Origin of the sequence: Clostridium sp. KNHs214 (genome assembly GCF_000744935.1) — a bacterium.
Classification (GTDB): domain Bacteria; phylum Bacillota; class Clostridia; order Clostridiales; family Clostridiaceae; genus Haloimpatiens.
In genome coordinates this window covers 367,389-386,866 of sequence record NZ_JQMW01000009.1, presented here as the reverse complement: position 1 = coordinate 386,866, position 19,478 = coordinate 367,389, and the positions used below count along the sequence as shown (strand labels likewise).

Here is a 19,478-nt window from a genome sequence, read left to right as displayed (position 1 = left end):
TTATGTGCTGCTTTTCTTTAAGCAGTTTTTTATTTTATAATTTAGAAATTATTCACTTTAAAGTTGTACCGCTATGGTACAACTTTTATTTTTTGCAAATTAGGAGGATTTCAAATGAAAAAAGTTTTAACTATTGCAGGCTCTGATAGTTGCGGTGGAGCAGGTATTCAAGCAGATTTAAAAACTATGAGTGCTTTAGGCGTTTATGGCATGAGCGTAATCACCGCTGTAACTTGTCAAAATACTAAAGATGTATTTGACATACAAGAAATAAATAATAATATAGTACATTCTCAGATAAAATGTATATTTGATGATATTGAAGTGGATGCAGTGAAAATTGGCATGGTTTCCAACAGTGAAATTATAAAAACCATAACAGAACTACTGATAGAATATCAAACTAAAAATATAGTTGTAGATCCTGTTATGATATCAAAAAGTGGATATTTTCTACTTAAACCCGATGCAATAAATGAGCTAAAAAAATTAATTTCTATAGCTCATATGGTAACTCCAAATATTCCAGAAGCGGAAACTCTAGCTGGTTTTAAAATAGAAAATGAAGAACATATGAAAAAAGCAGCCTTAAAAATCTCAGAAATGGGTGCTAAGTGGGTGCTTGTAAAAGGTGGTCACAGATGTAATGATGCAAACGATATTTTATATACAGGAGAAAACTTCATAAAAATACCGGGAAAAAGAATCCAAACTAACAATACTCATGGTACAGGTTGCACTTTATCTTCTGCTATAGCATCTCATTTAGCAAAGGGTTTAAGTATCCAAGAGTCTGTAATAAAATCTAAAAATTATATTACAAAAGCTATAGAAAATTCCTTTTCCATTGGTCATGGTGTAGGTCCTTTAGGACATTTTGTTGAACTTTACAAAGCAGCTGGCGTACGTTATGAATAAAAAACTACTTAGCTTTTTTAAAAAGGTAGTGTAAAAAATTTCACACTACCATCTAACGAAAGGGGAATACAAAAATGAAAAACCATTTATTTAACGTTATATCAAAGGTTAGAAATACCACTCCATTAGTACATGCTATAACAAATTATGTAACTATAAATGATTGTGCTAATATATTACTTGCTTTTGGTGCTTCTCCTGCCATGGTAGAAGCCTACGATGAAAGCTATGACTTTTCTAAAATTTCATCTTGTCTATACTTAAACTTAGGAAGTCTACCAAAAGAACAAGAAATAGCCATGATTATGGCTGCAACTTCAGCAAAAAACAATAATATACCTGTGGTATTAGACCCTGTAGCCTGTGGTGCTATTCCACGAAAATTAGATGTTATTAATAAACTAATAGAATTAGGTAGAATAGACGTTATTAAAGGTAATGCAGGAGAAATAAAATTTTTATCTGGATTATCCTCTAAAACTAGAGGTGTAGATTCTATAGATGATGGTGAGGGATTAATAGAAGCTTGTAAAACTTTAGCTAAAAAATATAATTGCGTAATTGCCGCTACTGGCCAAATGGATGTAATATCCGACGGTATTCAAACTGCATTAATAAAAAATGGTGTCCAGCTATTCACTAAAATTACTGGAGCTGGCTGCATGCTAGGTGCTTTATGCGCAGGGGCTTGTGGTGCTGAAAAGGATAAGTTCAATGCGGTATGTGCTGCTGTAGCTTGGATGAATATAGCAGGAGAAAAGGCATTTCATGAAACAAAGTTCCCTGCTTCCTTTAAAGTCAAGTTAATAGATTACATTTATGGCTTAACTGAACAAGAATTTAAAGATAACCTAGATATAAACTTACTATAGTAAGCTTAGAAATTAAATTTAAAACAAAAATTTTACAACAGGGGGTATTAAAATTGAGTATAGACTACAAAATTTATTTGGTTACGGATAGAAGATTTTTAAAGAATACACCTTTAAAAAAAGCTGTAGAGGAATCCATAAAAGGAGGAGCAAGTATAATACAAATTAGAGAAAAAGAAGCAACTACTAGAGAATTTTTTAATATAGCCAATGAAATTCATGACATAACTAAATATTATAATGTACCTCTTATAATTAATGACAGAATAGATATAGCCCAGGCAATAAAAGCTGAGGGGGTTCATTTAGGTCAAGACGATATGCCTATAGAATATGCAAGAAAAATATTGGGAGAAGACATCATAATAGGTATATCCTGTGGCAATGTAAATGAAGCTTTGGAAGCTCAAAACAAAGGGGCAAATTATTTAGGCCTCGGTGCTGTGTTTTCCACCAATACTAAAAAAGATATAGATATACCTATAGGCTTAAATGGACTGAAAGAAATAACTTCAAAAATTCATATTCCTTCTGTAGCCATAGGTGGAGTAAATCACTCTAATGCAAAGTCAGTTATGGAAACTGGTGTAAGTGGTCTTTCTGTAATATCTTGCATTCTTGGAAGCAATGATATAAAAAAATCCACTGAAGAACTTAAGAATATTGTGAAGCAAGTGCAATAAAAAAATCTGTCTTTAAGTCCACAATAAATATATTTTCTTAGACTACTCGCAATACTCCAACAAATTCTAATGTTTTCAGCCTTCAATACCCTAAAACTTTAAAACTCGCTTCTTACGGCGCTGAAACGATGAAAGCTTCTTAATGGGTATTGAAATTTCAAAACAAAGAATTTGTAAGGTTAGCTCAATAGTCTAAAAAAATATATTTATTGTTACCTTAAAGACAGATTTTTCGGTTTAATTACTTCTTCAATAGAAGATAAGCCCTAATTAGCTCTTTCTTTATCTTAATTTTCGTTTAATATTACTCATGATAAACCCACTTTCAGGTAATGTAGGCATTCTTCCTAAACTATAGCTTAAATTCTGCTCTGGTACGTCAAATTCAATCCTATTAATAATAAAATCCAAACTTATTTTCATAATTTCTACAGTAACGTCCTCACCTGGACAACGGTGTGTTTTTTCAGGGTCACCTCCGCCTTGAGGAATGAAATCAAATAAACTTCCTTTCCATTCTTTAAATCGTTCTGGATAAAATTCATAAGGTCTTTTCCATATCTGTGGATCGTGGTTCGTACCATACATATCAAGTAACACCAGTGTTCCTATTTTAAATTGGTATTCATTCAATATAAAATCTTTTCGCACCCTTGCACTAAGAAGAGGAGCAAAAGGGTAGTAACGGCGGACTTCCTGCACAAACATTTCAAGATAGCTGCTGTCACCTGAAAGCAGCTTCTCTTTACATTCTGGATAATCATATAGAGCTAAAGCTGCAAAGGTAATAAAAGTTGAAATAGCAACAATCGGTCGCAATACGTTAATAAGTTCTATGGCAGCCATTTGAATATCCATCTGACTACCATCAAGCTCCCTATAAAAAGCCATAGCATATAGTGCTGAACCTTCTTCAGCCTCCAGTCTACCAAAACGAACATCTTCCACGACACCCCTTATCCACTCTTCTGTTCTGAATCTTGCCATTTTTCCTTTCCAGTATCGTGGCCCAACTGCCCCAAAAGCATCAACCATTGAACTAAAGTCTTCTGCTCGCTTCTTTATTTCTGATTCATACAGTGGAACTCCTGACCACTGGCATGCTGCCTGACATAAAATTTCATTTGCTTCATCAAAAAGTACAACTTTCCTGCTAACTCTCCATTTCTCAATTGAATCTTCCCATTTCTCCATTACAAGTTCAAATAATTTTTTCTTATGTAATGGATTTATCAGTGACATAAAAAGCTGCTTTCGATGAGCATGTGCCTCTCCATCCATAGTCTGGATTGCATTCTGTCCAAACAATGTTTTTTGTACCCGTTTAGATGCTGCACCCTTTCGTTGAAACCGTTCCTGATCATAAAACAGCTTTGTTGCTTCCTCTCCAGTCATGCAGATTACTTTTTCCCCCAATAAGTGAGTTTCAAACAAGTTAGAATGATACTTATCAACTCTGTTTTCTATAAATAAATATCCCTCCTTCAGCAAATGGAGGGAACTGTCTAAGCTTTTATCCTTTGCTACATGTTCCTTAGTTAACATAAACTTATCTTCCCCTTTTTATTTTGATTATGAAATTAGCCTACTCTATTTAAGTATCACTATTTCTTTCATGTTCTACATTTCCCACTATATTCTAAAATTATTCATAATGTGGTACAGCAAAATTTTTCACTTAAATAACTCCCCATTATCAACTACATTTAAATTATATAAATATATATTATAGTGCATTAGCATGCAATATTCTTTTAGACATAGTTACAATTTTAGGTATCCATAAACTAAAATTGTACTGTCTTTTGCAACTCAAAAACTATAACATATGTAATAAAACTTTGTATCACTAAAAAATAACTATTATATTAAGTTTGCCGTGTTATAATTTAAATTAAGATAATATCATTTAACTATAATAAAGAAAGCTGGTTATAGACATGAGTGAAAAAAGAAATTTAGAGAGCATAAGAATTTTCTATGTATGGCTACTGATTACAAACATTGTTTGTAATATAGTTTTTTATTTAAATATCAAGGGAATTAATATGGAAATGTTTGAAGTATTAAAGATAAGTGCCATCAATAGTTTTAGCTTTATGTCACTGTTATTTTTATCTGTAGTTATTATTTCTAGTAAAAACCTTAACGCTAACAGGGATATTCAAGAAAAGATTAATAATAAAATAAAACCTTTATATTTTATTAATGTGTTTTTTATAACATATATTTTAATAGCTTCTTTTGTAGTAAAAAATAGGGATATAATATTATCCTCTATAGTAATGGAAATAATATTTTTAGGAATATTTATGTTAACTAAAAATATATTAATGCTAGGTTTAAACAGTAGGCAACTTCAATGGAAAAAAGCCTGGGAATCCCCTAAAAAAGAATCCAAAGAAAGCAGTATTCTATGGAGATTTAAGCCTTGGTTCACTCCTCATGTAAATGTTCCTTTTAAAAACAGATGGAAAGGTCCCTTTAGGCTACTATATGATTTGGCCTTACTATATGCTATTTATATAACTAAAGTCCAATTAATTTCATTTATATTCGTAGTTTTACTTTTACCTGATTTATTATCCTGGCTAGAAGGATTTTTAGGACTGCAAACTTCATTAAGCGGAATATGTACAGGCATAACTGAACATCATGGTAAGTCTAGCAGCTCTATATATCATAAAGTCTATATTACTGATTATGAAAGAGAAAGGGAAATAACATTTTTTGTAGATGGTCCATTATTTATAGATGAAGGCTCCAATATCGCCGTAGTTCACGGAATATTTTCTAAAAGAGTATTGTATGTAGAAGGTCTACGGTTAAACATAAGATAATTGTGACACAATACATTGAAGAAAAATCTGTCTTTAAGTCCACAATAAATATATTTTCTTAGACTACTCGCAATACGCCAAGAAATTCTAATGTTTTCAAATTTCAATACCTTAAAGCTTTCAAACTCGCTTCTGGCGGCGCCCAAACATGAAAGCTTCTTAACGGGTATTGAAATTTGAAAACAAAGAATTTCTAAGGCTAGCTCAATAGTCTAAGAAAATATATTTATTGTTACCTTAAAGACAGATTTTTCAGTTCATGCATAGGCTATCAGAGGAGGAACACAGCTGACTAAAGGATGATTTTCCTCCGCTTCGCTATGGAAAATCTTTAATTTATAAATAGAAAGGCGCTCATAATATTTTTTAGGCGCAGCCTTTCGAAAAGTTATATGGTACCTATTAAAATAATAACTAAAATTCAATTCATTTTGCCGTAAGGCAGTTGTTTGTACAAATCAGAATTTGTAATTTAGACCAGGTAATAGGTATTACTTCTTATCTATTACTTATTACTTATTACTTATCTACAAGTTCTTATTTATCTAACAATTAAAGTTATATATTTTTATATAAATCCTAATCATGCCTACGTATTTAGGCTGGCTATCGCCAATAAAAAATTTTTAAGCCCTTAAAGAAAAGCTATAACTACTCCATTTAATGAAACAGTTATAGCTTTTTCCTATTAAACTAAAAATCTGATTTTAATGTAATAATAAATGTGTAATTGGGGACTATTGAACTAGCCTTAGAACTTCTTATGTCTCACAGTTAAAGACCCGTTAAGAAGATTTCATGTTTGAACGAGGAACGAGTGAGTTTGAAAGCTTTAGGGGTTTTAACTGTAAGACATTTAGAAGTTCTTGGCGTATTGTGAACAGTCCCAAATTACACATTTATTACGGAATTAAAATCAGATTTTTCTTCAATGTATTACTTCACAATATATAATTTTTCTCTAGTATACACTGTTTTTCCACCTAAAATTGTAGCTTCAACTTTCACATCTTTAATATGCTCTTCTTCTACATTAAAAATATCTTCTTCCAAAACAACTATATCTGCAAATTTACCTGGAGTTATAGAACCTTTAACATTTTCCTCGAAAGAAGCATAAGATCCTCCCATAGTAAATCCGTATACAGCTTCATAAACAGATAACTTTTGTTCTGGAAGCCATCCTCCTTTTGGATATCCATTTAAATCTTTTCTTGTAACCGCAGAATATATATTAGGAAGTACATCAAAAGCTTCTATAGGGCAATCTGAACCAAATGTTAAATGTATATCATTATCTACCATAGTTTTCCAATTGTAAGTATATTTTGCCTTATCCTTTCCGATCCTTTCCTCCACCACATGAAGATCATAATTTAAAAATATAGGTTGTACATTGGCTATAACATCTAATTCTTTAAACTTATTAATCAAAACTTCGTCTGTTATTTGTGCATGGATTATAGTATGCCTGGCATTCTTTCTAGGGTATAGTTTCTGTGCTTTTTCAATGCTATCGAAAACCATATACATAGCTTTATCTCCAATACAGTGAGTAGATACCTGCATTCCCTCTTTATGAGCAGTTATTATTAATTCATCTAGTTCGTCTTGACTATAAGCAATCATTCCAAAGGTAGATGGTTTATCTTTATAGGAATAAGATAAATACGCAGTTCTTGCGCCTAAAGATCCATCGCATATTAATTTTAAAGGACCTAATTTAAAATTCTTGTCTCCCTTTTCCTTATGCCATCCTTCATTTAAAAAATCTTCCAATATATCCATATCAGAAAGTCTGCACTGCTGATTTATTCTTACTTTTAGTCTATCTTCATCTATAAGTTCTCTATAAGCCTTAATTATTTTTTTATAATTTCTGCTTGGAAGATATGCAAAGTCATCGGAAAAAACTGTAGTTATTCCTTGCTCTGAGGCTTTTTCTGCTGCCTCTTCTATCATGTCCTTAAGTTCCTCTAAATCTGGTTCATTTACAGCATTATCTGCAAGCCAAACTGCATTTTCTGTAAGTACCCCTGTTGGATTTCCTTGACCATCTACTTCCACCTTACCACCTTGCACTTTAGGTATATTGTCATATTTTATTCCTAACACTTCTAAGGCCTTACTATTTACTGAGTAAACATGATAACAAGCTCTTATTAAACTTATAGGATGTTCCTTAGATATTTTATCTAAATCATTCCTATCTAAAAATCTTTTTTCTTTGAAATTTTCGTGATTCCAATTAGTGCCCAGTACCCAATGACCTTTAGGAATATTTCTCTCTCTTATAAACTTTCTTGTTTTTTCTATCACCTCTTCTATAGAATGTGCCTCTCTTAAATCTACCTTTTGTAAACTGCTGGCATATCCCAATAGATGCATATGACTATCCGTAAAACCCGGAAGAACCAATTTACCTTTTAAATCTACTAACTTTGTAGTATCATTTTTTAAACTAAGAATATCTTCATTATCTCCTACTGCATATATCTTATCTCCCCTTATGGCCACAGCTTCACATCTTATGTTTTCTTCATCCATGGTAACCACTTTACCATTAAACAATATTAAATCCATGCAAATCCTCCATTTTAATATAATATTTTAAAGTTTTATTATATATATTCATTACATAGTACTAAAAATACACTAGATGTCCAAGTAAATGCTGTATCCCTTAATCCTTCCCCAGTTAATGCATTAAAATTTTCTGCCATTCCATTTTTGTTTGCCATACTACAAAATCTTTCAGCCACCTTTTTAGCTAATTCATATTCACCACATTCATTTAAGGCATATACTAAAATCATAGTTGAAGGTGCCCATATAGGTCCCCTCCAGTATCCATCTTCAATATAGTATTCACTATTTATTTTTTCTGTAGCAAGGCCAAACTCTGTTAAAAAATCACCTTCTTTTTTGATTTTTTCTAATAATTTATTTCTTATATCTTTATTTAATCTTTTACCTAAAATTAAGGGGACATATAATATTAAACTATCTGACTCTATATCTTCATGAGTGTAACTGTCTACTGCCACAAATCTATCTTTTCTCCAAAAATGCTTAATCATTTTATTTAAAAGTTCTTCCCCTCTTATTCTCCACTCACATGCCTCTTCCTTTTTTCCAAGTTTATTTGCTATCTTTTCTAAAACATCCATTTGAATTATTAAAAATGCACATAAATCCGGACTTTCCACAGCCATACTTTCCTTAAAAATTGTAGCATTATCCCATCCCGAATCATTTCCATGGTTATATTGAGGTACTCCATCCTTATCATAATCTCTATATTTAAGCCACCAATCTGTCCACTTACATAAAGGTTCGTACACTTCCTTAATTTTTTCTTCAGTTATAAAATCACATCTATCCATCATCCATTTTAATGTCCATCCATGAATAGGAGGCTTACAATAATTCCATAATGCAAACCTATCATTAATAAAATCAGGAAACGTACCACTTTCATCCTGTACATCTATAAATGCCATAAACTGATCCCAAGCTAACTCAGGGTTGTTCTTAACTAAAGCCATCGCATTAAAACAGTGATCCCAACTCCATATATTGGTCATCCAATTTTTAGACATATACATGGCAGGTCTTTTTAAAAACCCTTCAGGGTTTACTACACAAGACCAAGTTATATAAGAAGCTAAGCTTTTACCCACACTATATCTTTCTGGTACATTCAATGTATTTTCCAGCCAACTATTATAATCTTCTTCCACTGCTTTTAAACAATGATTAAAATCACTCAAATCCTTTTTTTCTTTCCATACAGTGTGGTAATCTTCTATAGAAAAGTCCATAACACCTTTATGTGGTAATAAATCTATAACTATCTCTTCTGGATATTCTTCTAATTCTCTTCTTACTTTTACCTCACCTATAATAGGATTTATCATAAACCTTATTTTTTTAGATGAACAATTAACTTCATATGCTTCTTTTTCAGCTTTTATTATGTCATCATAAGCTCTTTTTTTCATAATTAATCTAAGTACTATTCCTTCTGAATGAATCCTAACAGTATTGGAATTCGGCATACAAATTTTTACAAATCCTTCTTCAGAATTTAACTGCATAAGCGTTTCACTGCATTCTATTTTATAAGGAATAATATTCTCATTATATACAGTTTCTATTCTAAATACTTCTCCTAAATCATCATCTCCACCTCTAATATTTCTTATGTAAAGTCCCTTCTTTATTTCACCATATTCTAAAGGTGAAATGACAATATAAGAACCATATCTACTAAAAGGAACTTGGAAAACGTTTAACTTCATTATTCTTCCCCCCATATTTATAATTATATTTGCTTTATATTTTACCATATGTATAAAAATTCTTACTATTGATTATACTATTTTTATTAATAATAACAAATATATATTTACGATTATCCCACAAAAAGTATTACATTACTTGAATTATGAAATTTCTCTGCATTGTACCTTATTGTGGGTTAATCATATTTATTATTAATAAAAATTCTTGTACCATAATTTTACGGTTATATAATTTATATACTATTTTTTTAATTGATACTTAGTTTTAATCTAGGCTTTAGGTTTTATTTAAGTACCAAGTTATAGTAATAAATCCTAAACCCCTATATTTATTCTAATATATAGAACCTAATTTAGTTCTAACTAAAATATTTGTTGGGGATTGTAAACTAGGGATTGGAGATTTATAAAACTATTATACATACATGGAGGTTTTATTAATGAAGGCTAAAGTAGATAAAGATACCTGCATTGGTTGTGGTTTATGCCCAGAAATATGTCCAGAAGTATTTCAAATGGATGATGACGGAAAAGCTGTAGCATACCAGCCTGATGTATCAGAAAACTTAGCAGATTCCGCACAAGACGCAGAATCTGAATGTCCTGTAAATGCAATCACAGTTCAATAATTTAATTTTCATTTTACTTCAAAATAAAAACCCTTGATGCTATAAACACAAAGGGTTTTTATTTTAATCTTCAAGTTTTTTATTTTAATTTATATTATGATTATCCCACAAAAGCATTATATTACCTGAATTATGAAATTTCTCTGGAATGACTTGCTTCATAATTCCATCACATTATACCTTATTGTGGGTTAATAATATTATTTATTTTCAGATTCTTTGTTATATTTCCTCATTAAGAAATATATTGGAACTCCTACCACTAATCCTCCAAGACCCCATAGTATTTTTTCCATAGAAGATTGTACTAAAAGCCATCCGCTAACTACTATAGCTATCATTGGAATAACTGGTCCAAATGGAACTCTAAATGAACTTTGTAATTCTGGTCTCTTTTTTCTTAGAACTATTACTGCTAAACATGTTGGAACATATTGAGCAAATCTTGAAACAACACTTATTGCTGCAAGTTTTGTAAAGCTTCCTGATAAAGCTATTGGAATTGCTAATGCCACTGTTATTATTATAGCTACATAAGGTGTTCCTTTTTTACTTTGTTTAGCAATTGCTTTTGGAAGAAGTCCATCTTCTGCTAAAGCCACACCACTTCTTGGAGTGATAAATGAAGCTGCTATATTTATTCCACCTATAGAAACTAATGTACCTGCTGTAACTATCGCTCCTCCTATAGGTCCTAAAAATATTGCTGCTGCATCTGCTACCGGTGTTGCAGTTTCTGCAAGTTTAGTTCCAAGTACCCCTATAGATACTGCTTGAATTAATAAATAAAATGCTGACACTATTATCATAACTGTTATAATTGCCTTTGGAACGTTCTTTTCTGGATTTTCCATATCTTCTGCTGCTACTGCTATAGATTCAAATCCTGTGAATGCATAGAATATTAAAAGTGCTGCTGCACCAAAAGAACCTGGTGTATATTGACCATTTGGCAACATTGGAGTGAAATTTCCTCCCTTTATAAAGAATATTCCTATAGCCACAAACATTACAAGTGGAACTAATTTTCCTACTGTAATTACGTTATTTAATGTTTTTGAAATGCTTACTCCTAATATATTTATAATTCCTAATCCTACTAATATTGCTACAACTATAATATTTTTAGTAGCTCCTACTGATGCTGCTGGCCAAACCTTTCCTAAAGCTGTAGCAAATGCCACTGCCATAGCCGCCCATGCAATTATACTTATAGCCCATTTCATAAATCCGACTTCGAAACCTACAAAGTCACCAAATGCTTCTTTTGCATAAACATATGGTCCACCGTTTTTCTTAAACATTCCGCCAACTTCTGCAAAGCACATTGCTATACTTATAACTAAAAGCATATCGAATACTATTACACCTAAACTTGCAGGTCCTATTAATTTTGCTGCTTGGTTTGGTAATAAAAATATTCCTGAACCTATTATAGCGTTTATTCCTAGTAGTACTATACTCCAAAAACCTAATTTGTTTTTGCTTGACATACTCTTTTCCTCCCTCTCCTTATGTTATTACTTTGCACTTTCTTGAACTAATTTTTTAAATACACCTAACATTTTTTCATTTTCTTTAGCCATCATTTCAGGATGCCACTGTATTCCCATTACAAAGTGTTCTCCTTCTTTTTCAATAGCCTCTATAACTCCATCCTTCGCCATTGCTACTGCTTTAAACCCTGGTGCAACATCTTTTACTGCTAAATGGTGAAAGCTGTTAGTTATCACTTCATCTCCTAATATTACATTTAGCTTAGTGTTTTTTTCTACTTTTACTGTGTGTGTAGGTACATTAGATAATGATCCTTGATTGTGTTTAATATAGCATCCATCTATAAAAGATAAATCTTGGTAAAGATTTCCGCCATTAACTACATTTATAATTTGATGTCCTCTACAAATACCCAAAATAGGCTTTTTCATTTCCATAGCAATTTTTATTAGCGTACAATCAAATACATCTCTCTTTGGAAGTATTCCTCCTAGTTTTTGACTAGGCTCCTCACCATATAATAGCGGATTTACATCATGACCTCCTGACATTACAAGCCCATCTACTGCTTCTAGCTGTTTTCTTATTATTTCTTCTTCGTATACCATAGGTAACATAACAGGTATACCTCCAGCCAAAGTTACTGCTTTAATGTAATCGTCATTTACATATGCTCTCTCGTATCCAGGAAACATTCCTCCATCGTCTACAATTACGCTTCCTGATATACCTATCACTGGTTTCTTGTCCATTAATCTAAGCCTCCTAAATGTTTTATTTATGCAAATATTATAAGCAAGCCTCATGCCAATTTGTTATTGCATTAACAAAGTTTTTTAACAAATTCTTTCTAATCATTGATTTTATTAGTTTAAACATTTACAAAATATTTATTTAGAAAATTTAGTATTTAAAAAATTATAAATATATTAAAACAAAAAAATAGGTTAAACATAACATATGTTTAACCTATTAACCTATTTTTCCTATTAAATCCCCTATTTATTTTCCTGTTTTTAAAAATTCTTTCCCTTTTTCTGTTATAGTACTTCCTCCACGACCAACTTTAGATATTATAAATTCTAAAGAACTTAGAACATTTAATATTTTTCTTACTTCTCCTTCTTTAGTTTCTATATTTTTTTCTCTCAATATTATTAAAAGCTTATTTCTCCCCAAGGATTCTCCACGTATACTAAATGCATTCAGTATATTAAGTACTTCTAAAGTTTTTTCAAAATCACATTTACTTTTTAATATATAAACCTCTTCACTGCAAATTTCATTCATTTCTTGGTAATTTAATTTATTCTTTTCTTTTTTTTCATCATTAATAATATTAAAAGGTAAATTATAAACAGTAACTTCATCTTTGCACATTAAGGATATGTATGAAGCTGCATTTTGAAGTTCTCGTATATTACCTGGCCAATCATACTTACATATAGCTTGCTTTGCTTCATTTGTTATATTTAAATCCTTATCCATAAAATATTTTAATAATTCTAATATATCTTCCTTTCTTTCTCTCAAAGATGGTATATTTATAGGTAAAACATTCAGTCTGTAGTATAAATCTTCTCTGAACTTTCCTTCTTTTATCATTTGAAGTAAGTTTCTATTAGTAGCAGCTATTACCCTTACATTTATATCTATTACCTTTTGAGCTCCTATCCTCATAACCTGTCTCTCTTGCAAAACTCTTAAAAGCTTTGTCTGAAGAAGCACTGGCATATCTCCTATTTCATCTAAAAATATAGTGCCATTATTAGCTTGCTCAAAAAGTCCCTTTTTTCCTTCCTTTAGTGCTCCTGTGAAAGCTCCTCTTTCATATCCGAACAATTCACTTTCCAATAAATTTTCAGGCATGGCAGCACAGTTAACTGCTACAAATGGCTGTTTAGCCCTTGCAGAATTATTATGTATAGATTGCGACATCAACTCTTTTCCGGTACCACTTTCTCCCATTATAAGTACTGTCAAATCAGATTTAGAAATCTTTTTTGCCAAATCTACACATTCATTCATAATCTTTGACTTAGTTTGTATATCATTAAACGTATATCTAGCTACCTGTCCCTTCTCTCTTATCTTTTGACTTAAATTCTGCTCTAATTGCTTTATATACGTAATTTCCTGCAGATTATAGTAAGTTCCCATCTCCACTCCTAGATAATGTATAATTCTCTTGTTAGCATTTATATATCTATTTTTATAAACAAAAACTTCATCAAATATCTCTTCTTCGATTATTATTTTTTCTAACTCACCTTTAAATACGTTTTCAACTAACTTACCTTCTACATGTTCCTTTAGAGCAAACATATCTTCAAAACTCTTGTTACATACTGTTATGACCCCCTTAGTATTGGTAAGTGCTATTCCATTTTTAGAAAGATTTATTACAATATCTAATTCAATATTTTTTATAAAAAGCTCCTTGTAATTATCTCTTATTCCCCCATCTAAACTAACTATTTTTTCAGAGTACTTAATTAAATTTCTTCCTATTTCATCATTGTGCAAAGATAATGCACTTATTATTTGAAAAAAAGTGGATACATCAATATACCTATCGCCTAAATCAATTATTTTATTTATATAGGAAGGTACCCTCCATGATTCACTTGGTGTAACTGCTACATTTACATTATCATAGATTTTTCCTTCCTCATATGGAATTAAATTAAGATGATTTATTCCCAATTCATAAAACAAAGATAAAGTTTCCAACGTAGTTTCGTCATTATCATTAACAACCAAAACGTTATTGTCATCAGGAATAGAAAATAACTTATAAACTTCATTTTCTAGTATAGTTCTTCTTATAATCAAAATTTTACTTTTACTACTTATAAACTTTTTTATGCTTAATGCTCTTTCTTTAATCATGAATAGCACTACTTGATCTCTAATAATCTGCTCCTGTTTAAGCTCTCTTATATAGTAATTATTTATATGAACAAAATCTCCTAATACTTCCTTTAAATTGTCCTTTAAAAACCTTGCCACTCTAGAATTACTATCAGTAACTATACCTATGGATTGCATACTCCATCTCTCCTTAATTACTTTTATAATGACGTTATTTAATAAAACATAGCAATATATATTTATTATTATATTTTATCTCATTATCTAAAATAAAACAAAAGATTATATCTTTTCAAAATTATTCATTAATAAAATTTAATATAAATTTATTTTGGCATACATTTTGCTTTATTAAACATATATGATTGTATTACAAGATTTTTAGGAAGGGATGAATTATAAATGAAAATTAATGATAAAGAGTATTTTATAGGATTATTAAAAAATGAAGTGGTTCCAGCTTTAGGATGTACTGAACCAATAGCAGTAGCATTAGCATCAAGTAGAGCTTGTAAGGAACTTAATCTTTATCCTGAAAAAATAAAAGTTTTTGTAAGTCCTAATATATTAAAAAATGGCATGGGTGTTGGAATACCTGGCACTGGAATGGTGGGATTAGATATAGCAGCCGCTCTAGGAGCTATAGGCGGAAACTCTGAAGCTGTACTTGAGGTACTAAAAGATATAACTAAGGAAGACATAGAAAAATCAAAGAAATTCCTTGAACAAGGTAGAGTATATGTAACTGCAAAAAATGTGCCTGAAAAATTATACGTAGAAGTTACTGTTTCTAACGGTGATCATAATGCAACAGTTGTAATAAAAGATAAACATTCAAATATAGTATCTATAAACGCGGATGGTAAATATATCTATAAAAATGAAGATGCAGAAAGTAGCACTGCTGCTGAAGACACAAATTCATATGAACATACTACGGTGGATGAAATATATAATTTTGCCCTTGCTACAGATTTTGAAGACATAAAGTTTATATTAGAAGGAGCAAAAATGAATAAAGCTATCTCTTTAGATGGATTAAAAAATGATTATGGTCTTAAAGTAGGGAAAACTTTATTAAATAAAGTAAATGCAGGAATATTAAGCAATGATTTACAAAATTACGCCATGGCTGTAACTGCAGCTGCTTCTGATGCTAGAATGGCAGGATGCATGCTTCCTGTTATGAGTAATTCCGGTAGTGGAAACCAAGGTATTACAGTTATGATGCCTGTAGTAGCTGTTGCCGAGAAATTAAATGTAAGCGAAGAAAAACTAGCTAGAGCTTTAGTTTTAGCTAACTTAGTAGCTATACACATTAAATCTTATCTAGGAAGACTTTCTGCTCTATGTGGTTGCGTAGTTGCTTCTTCTGGAGCTAGTTGCGGAATAACTTATCTTATGGGTGGAAACTTACAAAATGTAATTTATTCCATTAAAAACATGGCTGGAAACATAGCTGGTATGATATGTGATGGTGCTAAAACTGGTTGTGCTCTAAAAGTTTCCACCGGTGTAAGTGCTGCTATCCAATCTTCACTATTAGCTATGGAAGGCATAGAAATATCAGAAAAAGACGGAATTATAGACAAAGACATAGAAAAAACTATTAAAAATATAGCTGAAATAGGTGCTAAAGGCATGAGCGAAACAGATAAACTTATCCTAGACATAATGATCTGCAAATAAGAATATTGTGAAACAAGTGCCGTAAGAAAAATCACACTTTAAGTCCGTGAAATAATTGTAATTTGGGACTAATCACAATACGCTAAGAACTTCTACATGTTTGCAGATTTCAATTCCCTAAAACCTTAACTCGCTCCTTGCGTCCCTCAAACAAGAAGGTTTCTTAACGGGAATTGAAATCTGCAAACATAAGAAGTTCTAAAGCTAGTTCCATAGTCCCCAATTCCAATTTTTTTACTCCCTTAAAGTGTGATTTTTCGGTTCATGCATAAGCTATCTATGGGGGAATACAGCTAACTAAAGGATGATTTTCCTCCACTACGTTATGGAAAATATTTAGTTTAGATAAAAAAGTAAAATGAAAAAGTTAAAATTATTTCATTAAATAAAATAGTTTTAGCTTTTCTCTTTAGCGCTTTAAAAATCTTTTATTGGTGCTAGCCACCTTAAATACGTAGGCATGATTAGGATTTATATAACTTATATTTCGCATGTATAAAATACCAATAAATTATTTTATTTGATTTTATAACTAACGCATAATTTTCATTACCGTTAAAATCTAATGTGTACTTTAGGTAACAAAATTGAGAATATTTTCCCTCATATGCAAAAAAATTCGCATCTATCTAGGCCCTTAAATGGGTCATTTTTCTATAAATTGATTATTATAAATTAATGTTAAATATAATCCTGAGTATATATATTTTCACAAAACCCTGATAACTTAAGAAGTCTTTGAATATTACCATTGAGTTTATTGCCAATAATACGTTGTATAGAACCATCTTCAAATGTAATTATAGAAACTATTATATTTTCTAAAAGCTCTAAAATGTTTTTCCCCGTAGGGGCATGGGTTTTCACTTTACCTGGAATAATTAATGGTTCTTTGTTTTCTTTTAAAGATTTTCTAACATCTCTTTCTATTAATGTATATATACCATAAGTGCAAATAGAAAAACATATCCTAAAGCCTCTATACGACTAGATGTTTTTAAATATATTTCATCAATAAAATAGGAATCTTTTAAAATTTGTTTCAACATCCTTTTCAGCATAAAATTCATCAATTTTATAAAGAGCCTTCCGATTTGTAAGTATATTTGCAATTAAAGCTTCTACAGCTGTACCTGGTGAGACAATTCGTTTATTATCATCATAAGCAACCTGTCGGTTTATATATTCACCGATTTTTAATTTTCTACAGTATTTCAAAATTAAAGGAATAGGTCCATCGATTGAATTCATTATATTTTTAATATTCATCTTGATTCCTCTAAACTAAGTTTTGTAAATTTAATAATATCAAATAATCTTGTTTAGAGATATATTTTTAGAAATTATTTAATAGGTAATTTTAACCTGCGAAATGTGAGATATAAATTAAAGATTTTCCATAGCGTAGCGGAGGAAAATCATCCTTTAGTAGGCCATCTCCCCTAGAAGCAATGTACGCATGAACTGAAAAATCTGTCTTTAAGGTAACAATAAATATATTTTCTTAGACTATTGAGCTAGCCTTAGAAATTCTTTGTTTTCAAATTTCAATACCCGTTAAGAAGCTTTCATTGTTTGAGCGCCGTCAGAAGCGAGTTTGAAAGCTTTAGGGTATTGGAATTTGAAAACATTAGAATTTTTTGGCGTACTGCGAACAGTCTAAGAAAATATATTTATTGTGGACTTAAAGACAGATTTTTCTTACGGCACTTACTTCACAATATATTCTCTTTGTGCTTCCTCCCCTATTATTTTTATGCCTTTTTCTATATCTTCCAGAGATGTTCTAGAAAAGGCTAGCCTAAAGGTATCCTTTCCTCCTGAGTCTGTATAAAATATATCTCCCGGAGTAAAAATAACACCTCTTTTACAACACTTTTCCAAAAGCTTTCTTGAATTTATGTCTTTTAGTTTTATAAATATATACAGTCCACCATCTCCATATATGTATTCATTAGGTATATATTTTTCTGATAAATTTCTAGCTAAATCATATTTTTCTCTGTATATATTTCTAACTCTTTTTAAATACCTTGAAAACTCACCACTTAACATATATTGGTATAAAACTCCTTGATCTAAGGCAGAGGTATGGATGTTTTTACTCCTTTTAACACTTTCCATAGCATCTATAAGTTTACTATCTGCACAAATCCATCCTATTCTAATACCTGGAAATAATATTTTTGAAAAACTTCCTATATAAACTACAGAATTTTCCTCCCCTGCTATAGTGGACATGGGTGCTATGTGAGCTCCCAAATGCTGTAATTCTTCATTAAAACCATCTTCTATTATAGGTATATTATATTCTTTAAGAATATTATAAACCTGTTCTCTACTTTTATATGACATTACTATTCCTGTAGGATTATGATAAGATGGTATTAAATAAGAAAGCTTTACTTTATTATCCTTCAATATTTTCTCTAGAGCCTTAATATCCATTCCATCCTTATTCATAGGTACACCTATTAATTTCAACCCATGAAGCTTCATAATCTTAATTGCTGTGTTATGGGTTGGATTTTCACATAGTATATTATCTCCTCTTTTTGTAATGGATGACAAAACCATATTAAATCCTTCTGTGAAACCATTGGTTATTATTATATCTTTGCTTTTTAAATTTACCCCTTTATCGCTCATGTATTCCTTTAAAAACCCTATTAAAGGTTTATATCCCCTTGCATATCCATAATTTAAAATTCTATTACCTTCCACAGAAATTAAATTTGCAAATGCCCTTTTTACCTCTTCCATATCAAAATAATTTTCATCTGGAGCCATACTTTTAAAAGATATCATTCCTTTTTTATAAAGTTTTTCATGCTTCATTATATCCATATTTTCAGCTTCTACAGCATAGTTATTTAAATTTTTTTCCCAATTTATACTCCACTCCCTATTATTGTTTATATTAAGCTTAGCTACAAAGGTTCCTTTACCCTTTAATGTATTAACTAACCCTTCCTCTTCTAGCTTTTCATAAACATTCATAACTGTACTTCTACTTATTTTGATAATACTTGCCATTTCTCTAGTAGAAGGAAGCTTACTTAAGTATGGCAGCATGCCGTTATCTATCATATCTTTAATATATTTATAAAGTTGAATATATATAGGCTCTCCCTTGTGAAATTTTATATTAAAAAGCATTTAAACACCT

At 30.8% G+C, this 19,478-nt stretch carries 15 protein-coding genes; 6 read left to right on the top strand and 9 right to left on the bottom strand.

From position 1 onward, the window contains the following. Positions 1-114 precede the first annotated feature (114 nt). The 3 genes from thiD (at position 115) to thiE (ending at position 2,473) form a co-directional block, all read left to right on the top strand. On the top strand, positions 115-918 hold the full coding sequence (thiD, locus tag CC89_RS04305; RefSeq protein WP_035289458.1) for a bifunctional hydroxymethylpyrimidine kinase/phosphomethylpyrimidine kinase: 804 nt from the start codon (positions 115-117) through the stop codon (positions 916-918). Positions 919-992: 74 nt separating this feature from the next. Then, the gene (gene thiM / locus CC89_RS04300) at positions 993-1,790 is read left to right on the top strand and encodes a hydroxyethylthiazole kinase (protein WP_035289456.1); all 798 of its coding nucleotides are present in this window, start codon (positions 993-995) and stop codon (positions 1,788-1,790) included. Positions 1,791-1,843: 53 nt separating this feature from the next. Beyond that, on the top strand, positions 1,844-2,473 hold the full coding sequence (gene thiE / locus CC89_RS04295) for a thiamine phosphate synthase (RefSeq protein WP_035289452.1): 630 nt from the start codon (positions 1,844-1,846) through the stop codon (positions 2,471-2,473). Between the two features lie 282 nt (positions 2,474-2,755). On the opposite strand, the gene cypC is transcribed toward thiE, so the two are convergent. Next, complete coding sequence (gene cypC / locus CC89_RS04290; RefSeq protein ID WP_035289449.1) at positions 2,756-4,018, bottom strand: CYP152 family fatty-acid peroxygenase CypC; 1,263 nt, start codon at positions 4,016-4,018, stop codon at positions 2,756-2,758. 395 nt (positions 4,019-4,413) lie between these two features. On the opposite strand from cypC, the gene CC89_RS04285 reads away from it, so the two are divergent. Next, positions 4,414-5,313 carry a hypothetical protein gene (locus CC89_RS04285; RefSeq protein WP_035289446.1) on the top strand — a complete coding sequence of 300 codons (900 nt, stop codon included), beginning with the start codon at positions 4,414-4,416 and terminating at the stop codon, positions 5,311-5,313. A 936-nt stretch (positions 5,314-6,249) separates the two neighbouring features. Here CC89_RS04285 and CC89_RS04280 read toward each other — a convergent pair. After that, positions 6,250-7,896: an amidohydrolase gene (locus tag CC89_RS04280; protein WP_035289443.1), complete on the bottom strand. Its 1,647-nt coding sequence runs from the start codon at positions 7,894-7,896 to the stop codon at positions 6,250-6,252. A gap of 38 nt (positions 7,897-7,934) precedes the next feature. Then, a complete protein-coding gene (locus CC89_RS04275) occupies positions 7,935-9,617 on the bottom strand; it encodes an amylo-alpha-1,6-glucosidase (protein ID WP_035289441.1) in 1,683 nt (560 codons plus the stop codon). A gap of 443 nt (positions 9,618-10,060) precedes the next feature. Here CC89_RS04275 and CC89_RS04270 point away from each other — a divergent pair, with 443 nt between their 5' ends. Then, positions 10,061-10,249, top strand: coding sequence for a ferredoxin (locus tag CC89_RS04270; RefSeq protein ID WP_035289439.1), 189 nt, complete (start codon positions 10,061-10,063; stop codon positions 10,247-10,249). Between the two features lie 200 nt (positions 10,250-10,449). Here CC89_RS04270 and CC89_RS04265 read toward each other — a convergent pair whose 3' ends face one another. The 3 genes from CC89_RS04265 to CC89_RS04255 all read right to left on the bottom strand — a co-directional run bounded on the left by CC89_RS04265 (position 10,450) and on the right by CC89_RS04255 (position 14,797). Further along, positions 10,450-11,742: an APC family permease gene (locus CC89_RS04265; RefSeq protein ID WP_035289436.1), complete on the bottom strand. Its 1,293-nt coding sequence runs from the start codon at positions 11,740-11,742 to the stop codon at positions 10,450-10,452. 27 nt (positions 11,743-11,769) lie between these two features. Beyond that, positions 11,770-12,498: a gamma-glutamyl-gamma-aminobutyrate hydrolase family protein gene (locus CC89_RS04260; RefSeq protein WP_035289435.1), complete on the bottom strand. Its 729-nt coding sequence runs from the start codon at positions 12,496-12,498 to the stop codon at positions 11,770-11,772. A 250-nt stretch (positions 12,499-12,748) separates the two neighbouring features. Then, positions 12,749-14,797 carry a sigma 54-interacting transcriptional regulator gene (locus tag CC89_RS04255; RefSeq protein ID WP_035289432.1) on the bottom strand — a complete coding sequence of 683 codons (2,049 nt, stop codon included), beginning with the start codon at positions 14,795-14,797 and terminating at the stop codon, positions 12,749-12,751. Between the two features lie 225 nt (positions 14,798-15,022). Between CC89_RS04255 and CC89_RS04250 the strand changes: the two genes are divergently transcribed. Next, entirely contained in the window at positions 15,023-16,309 is a 1,287-nt protein-coding gene (locus CC89_RS04250) for an L-cysteine desulfidase family protein (protein WP_035289430.1), read from the top strand. Between the two features lie 681 nt (positions 16,310-16,990). On the opposite strand, the gene CC89_RS20375 is transcribed toward CC89_RS04250, so the two are convergent. The 3 genes from CC89_RS20375 to pdxR all read right to left on the bottom strand — a co-directional run bounded on the left by CC89_RS20375 (position 16,991) and on the right by pdxR (position 19,468). Next, positions 16,991-17,176 (bottom strand): hypothetical protein, encoded by a 186-nt coding sequence (locus CC89_RS20375; RefSeq protein ID WP_185750672.1) that lies wholly within the window; start codon positions 17,174-17,176, stop codon positions 16,991-16,993. 144 nt (positions 17,177-17,320) lie between these two features. Next, positions 17,321-17,560 (bottom strand): DUF4277 domain-containing protein, encoded by a 240-nt coding sequence (locus CC89_RS04245; RefSeq protein WP_185750671.1) that lies wholly within the window; start codon positions 17,558-17,560, stop codon positions 17,321-17,323. A gap of 459 nt (positions 17,561-18,019) precedes the next feature. After that, positions 18,020-19,468, bottom strand: a complete 1,449-nt coding sequence (gene pdxR / locus CC89_RS04240; RefSeq protein WP_035289426.1) for a MocR-like pyridoxine biosynthesis transcription factor PdxR — start codon at positions 19,466-19,468, stop codon at positions 18,020-18,022. Positions 19,469-19,478 lie beyond the last annotated feature (10 nt).

Coding starts and splice junctions, on each gene's coding strand:
- thiD (WP_035289458.1), top strand. CDS start 115: ATGAAAAAAGTTTTAACTATTGCAGGCTCTGATAGTTGCGGTGGAGCA.
- thiM (WP_035289456.1), top strand. CDS start 993: ATGAAAAACCATTTATTTAACGTTATATCAAAGGTTAGAAATACCACT.
- cypC (WP_035289449.1), bottom strand. CDS start 4,018: ATGTTAACTAAGGAACATGTAGCAAAGGATAAAAGCTTAGACAGTTCC.
- CC89_RS04285 (WP_035289446.1), top strand. CDS start 4,414: ATGAGTGAAAAAAGAAATTTAGAGAGCATAAGAATTTTCTATGTATGG.
- CC89_RS04280 (WP_035289443.1), bottom strand. CDS start 7,896: ATGGATTTAATATTGTTTAATGGTAAAGTGGTTACCATGGATGAAGAA.
- CC89_RS04275 (WP_035289441.1), bottom strand. CDS start 9,617: ATGAAGTTAAACGTTTTCCAAGTTCCTTTTAGTAGATATGGTTCTTAT.
- CC89_RS04270 (WP_035289439.1), top strand. CDS start 10,061: ATGAAGGCTAAAGTAGATAAAGATACCTGCATTGGTTGTGGTTTATGC.
- CC89_RS04265 (WP_035289436.1), bottom strand. CDS start 11,742: ATGTCAAGCAAAAACAAATTAGGTTTTTGGAGTATAGTACTACTAGGA.
- CC89_RS04260 (WP_035289435.1), bottom strand. CDS start 12,498: ATGGACAAGAAACCAGTGATAGGTATATCAGGAAGCGTAATTGTAGAC.
- CC89_RS04255 (WP_035289432.1), bottom strand. CDS start 14,797: ATGCAATCCATAGGTATAGTTACTGATAGTAATTCTAGAGTGGCAAGG.
- CC89_RS04250 (WP_035289430.1), top strand. CDS start 15,023: ATGAAAATTAATGATAAAGAGTATTTTATAGGATTATTAAAAAATGAA.
- CC89_RS04245 (WP_185750671.1), bottom strand. CDS start 17,560: ATGAATTCAATCGATGGACCTATTCCTTTAATTTTGAAATACTGTAGA.
- pdxR (WP_035289426.1), bottom strand. CDS start 19,468: ATGCTTTTTAATATAAAATTTCACAAGGGAGAGCCTATATATATTCAA.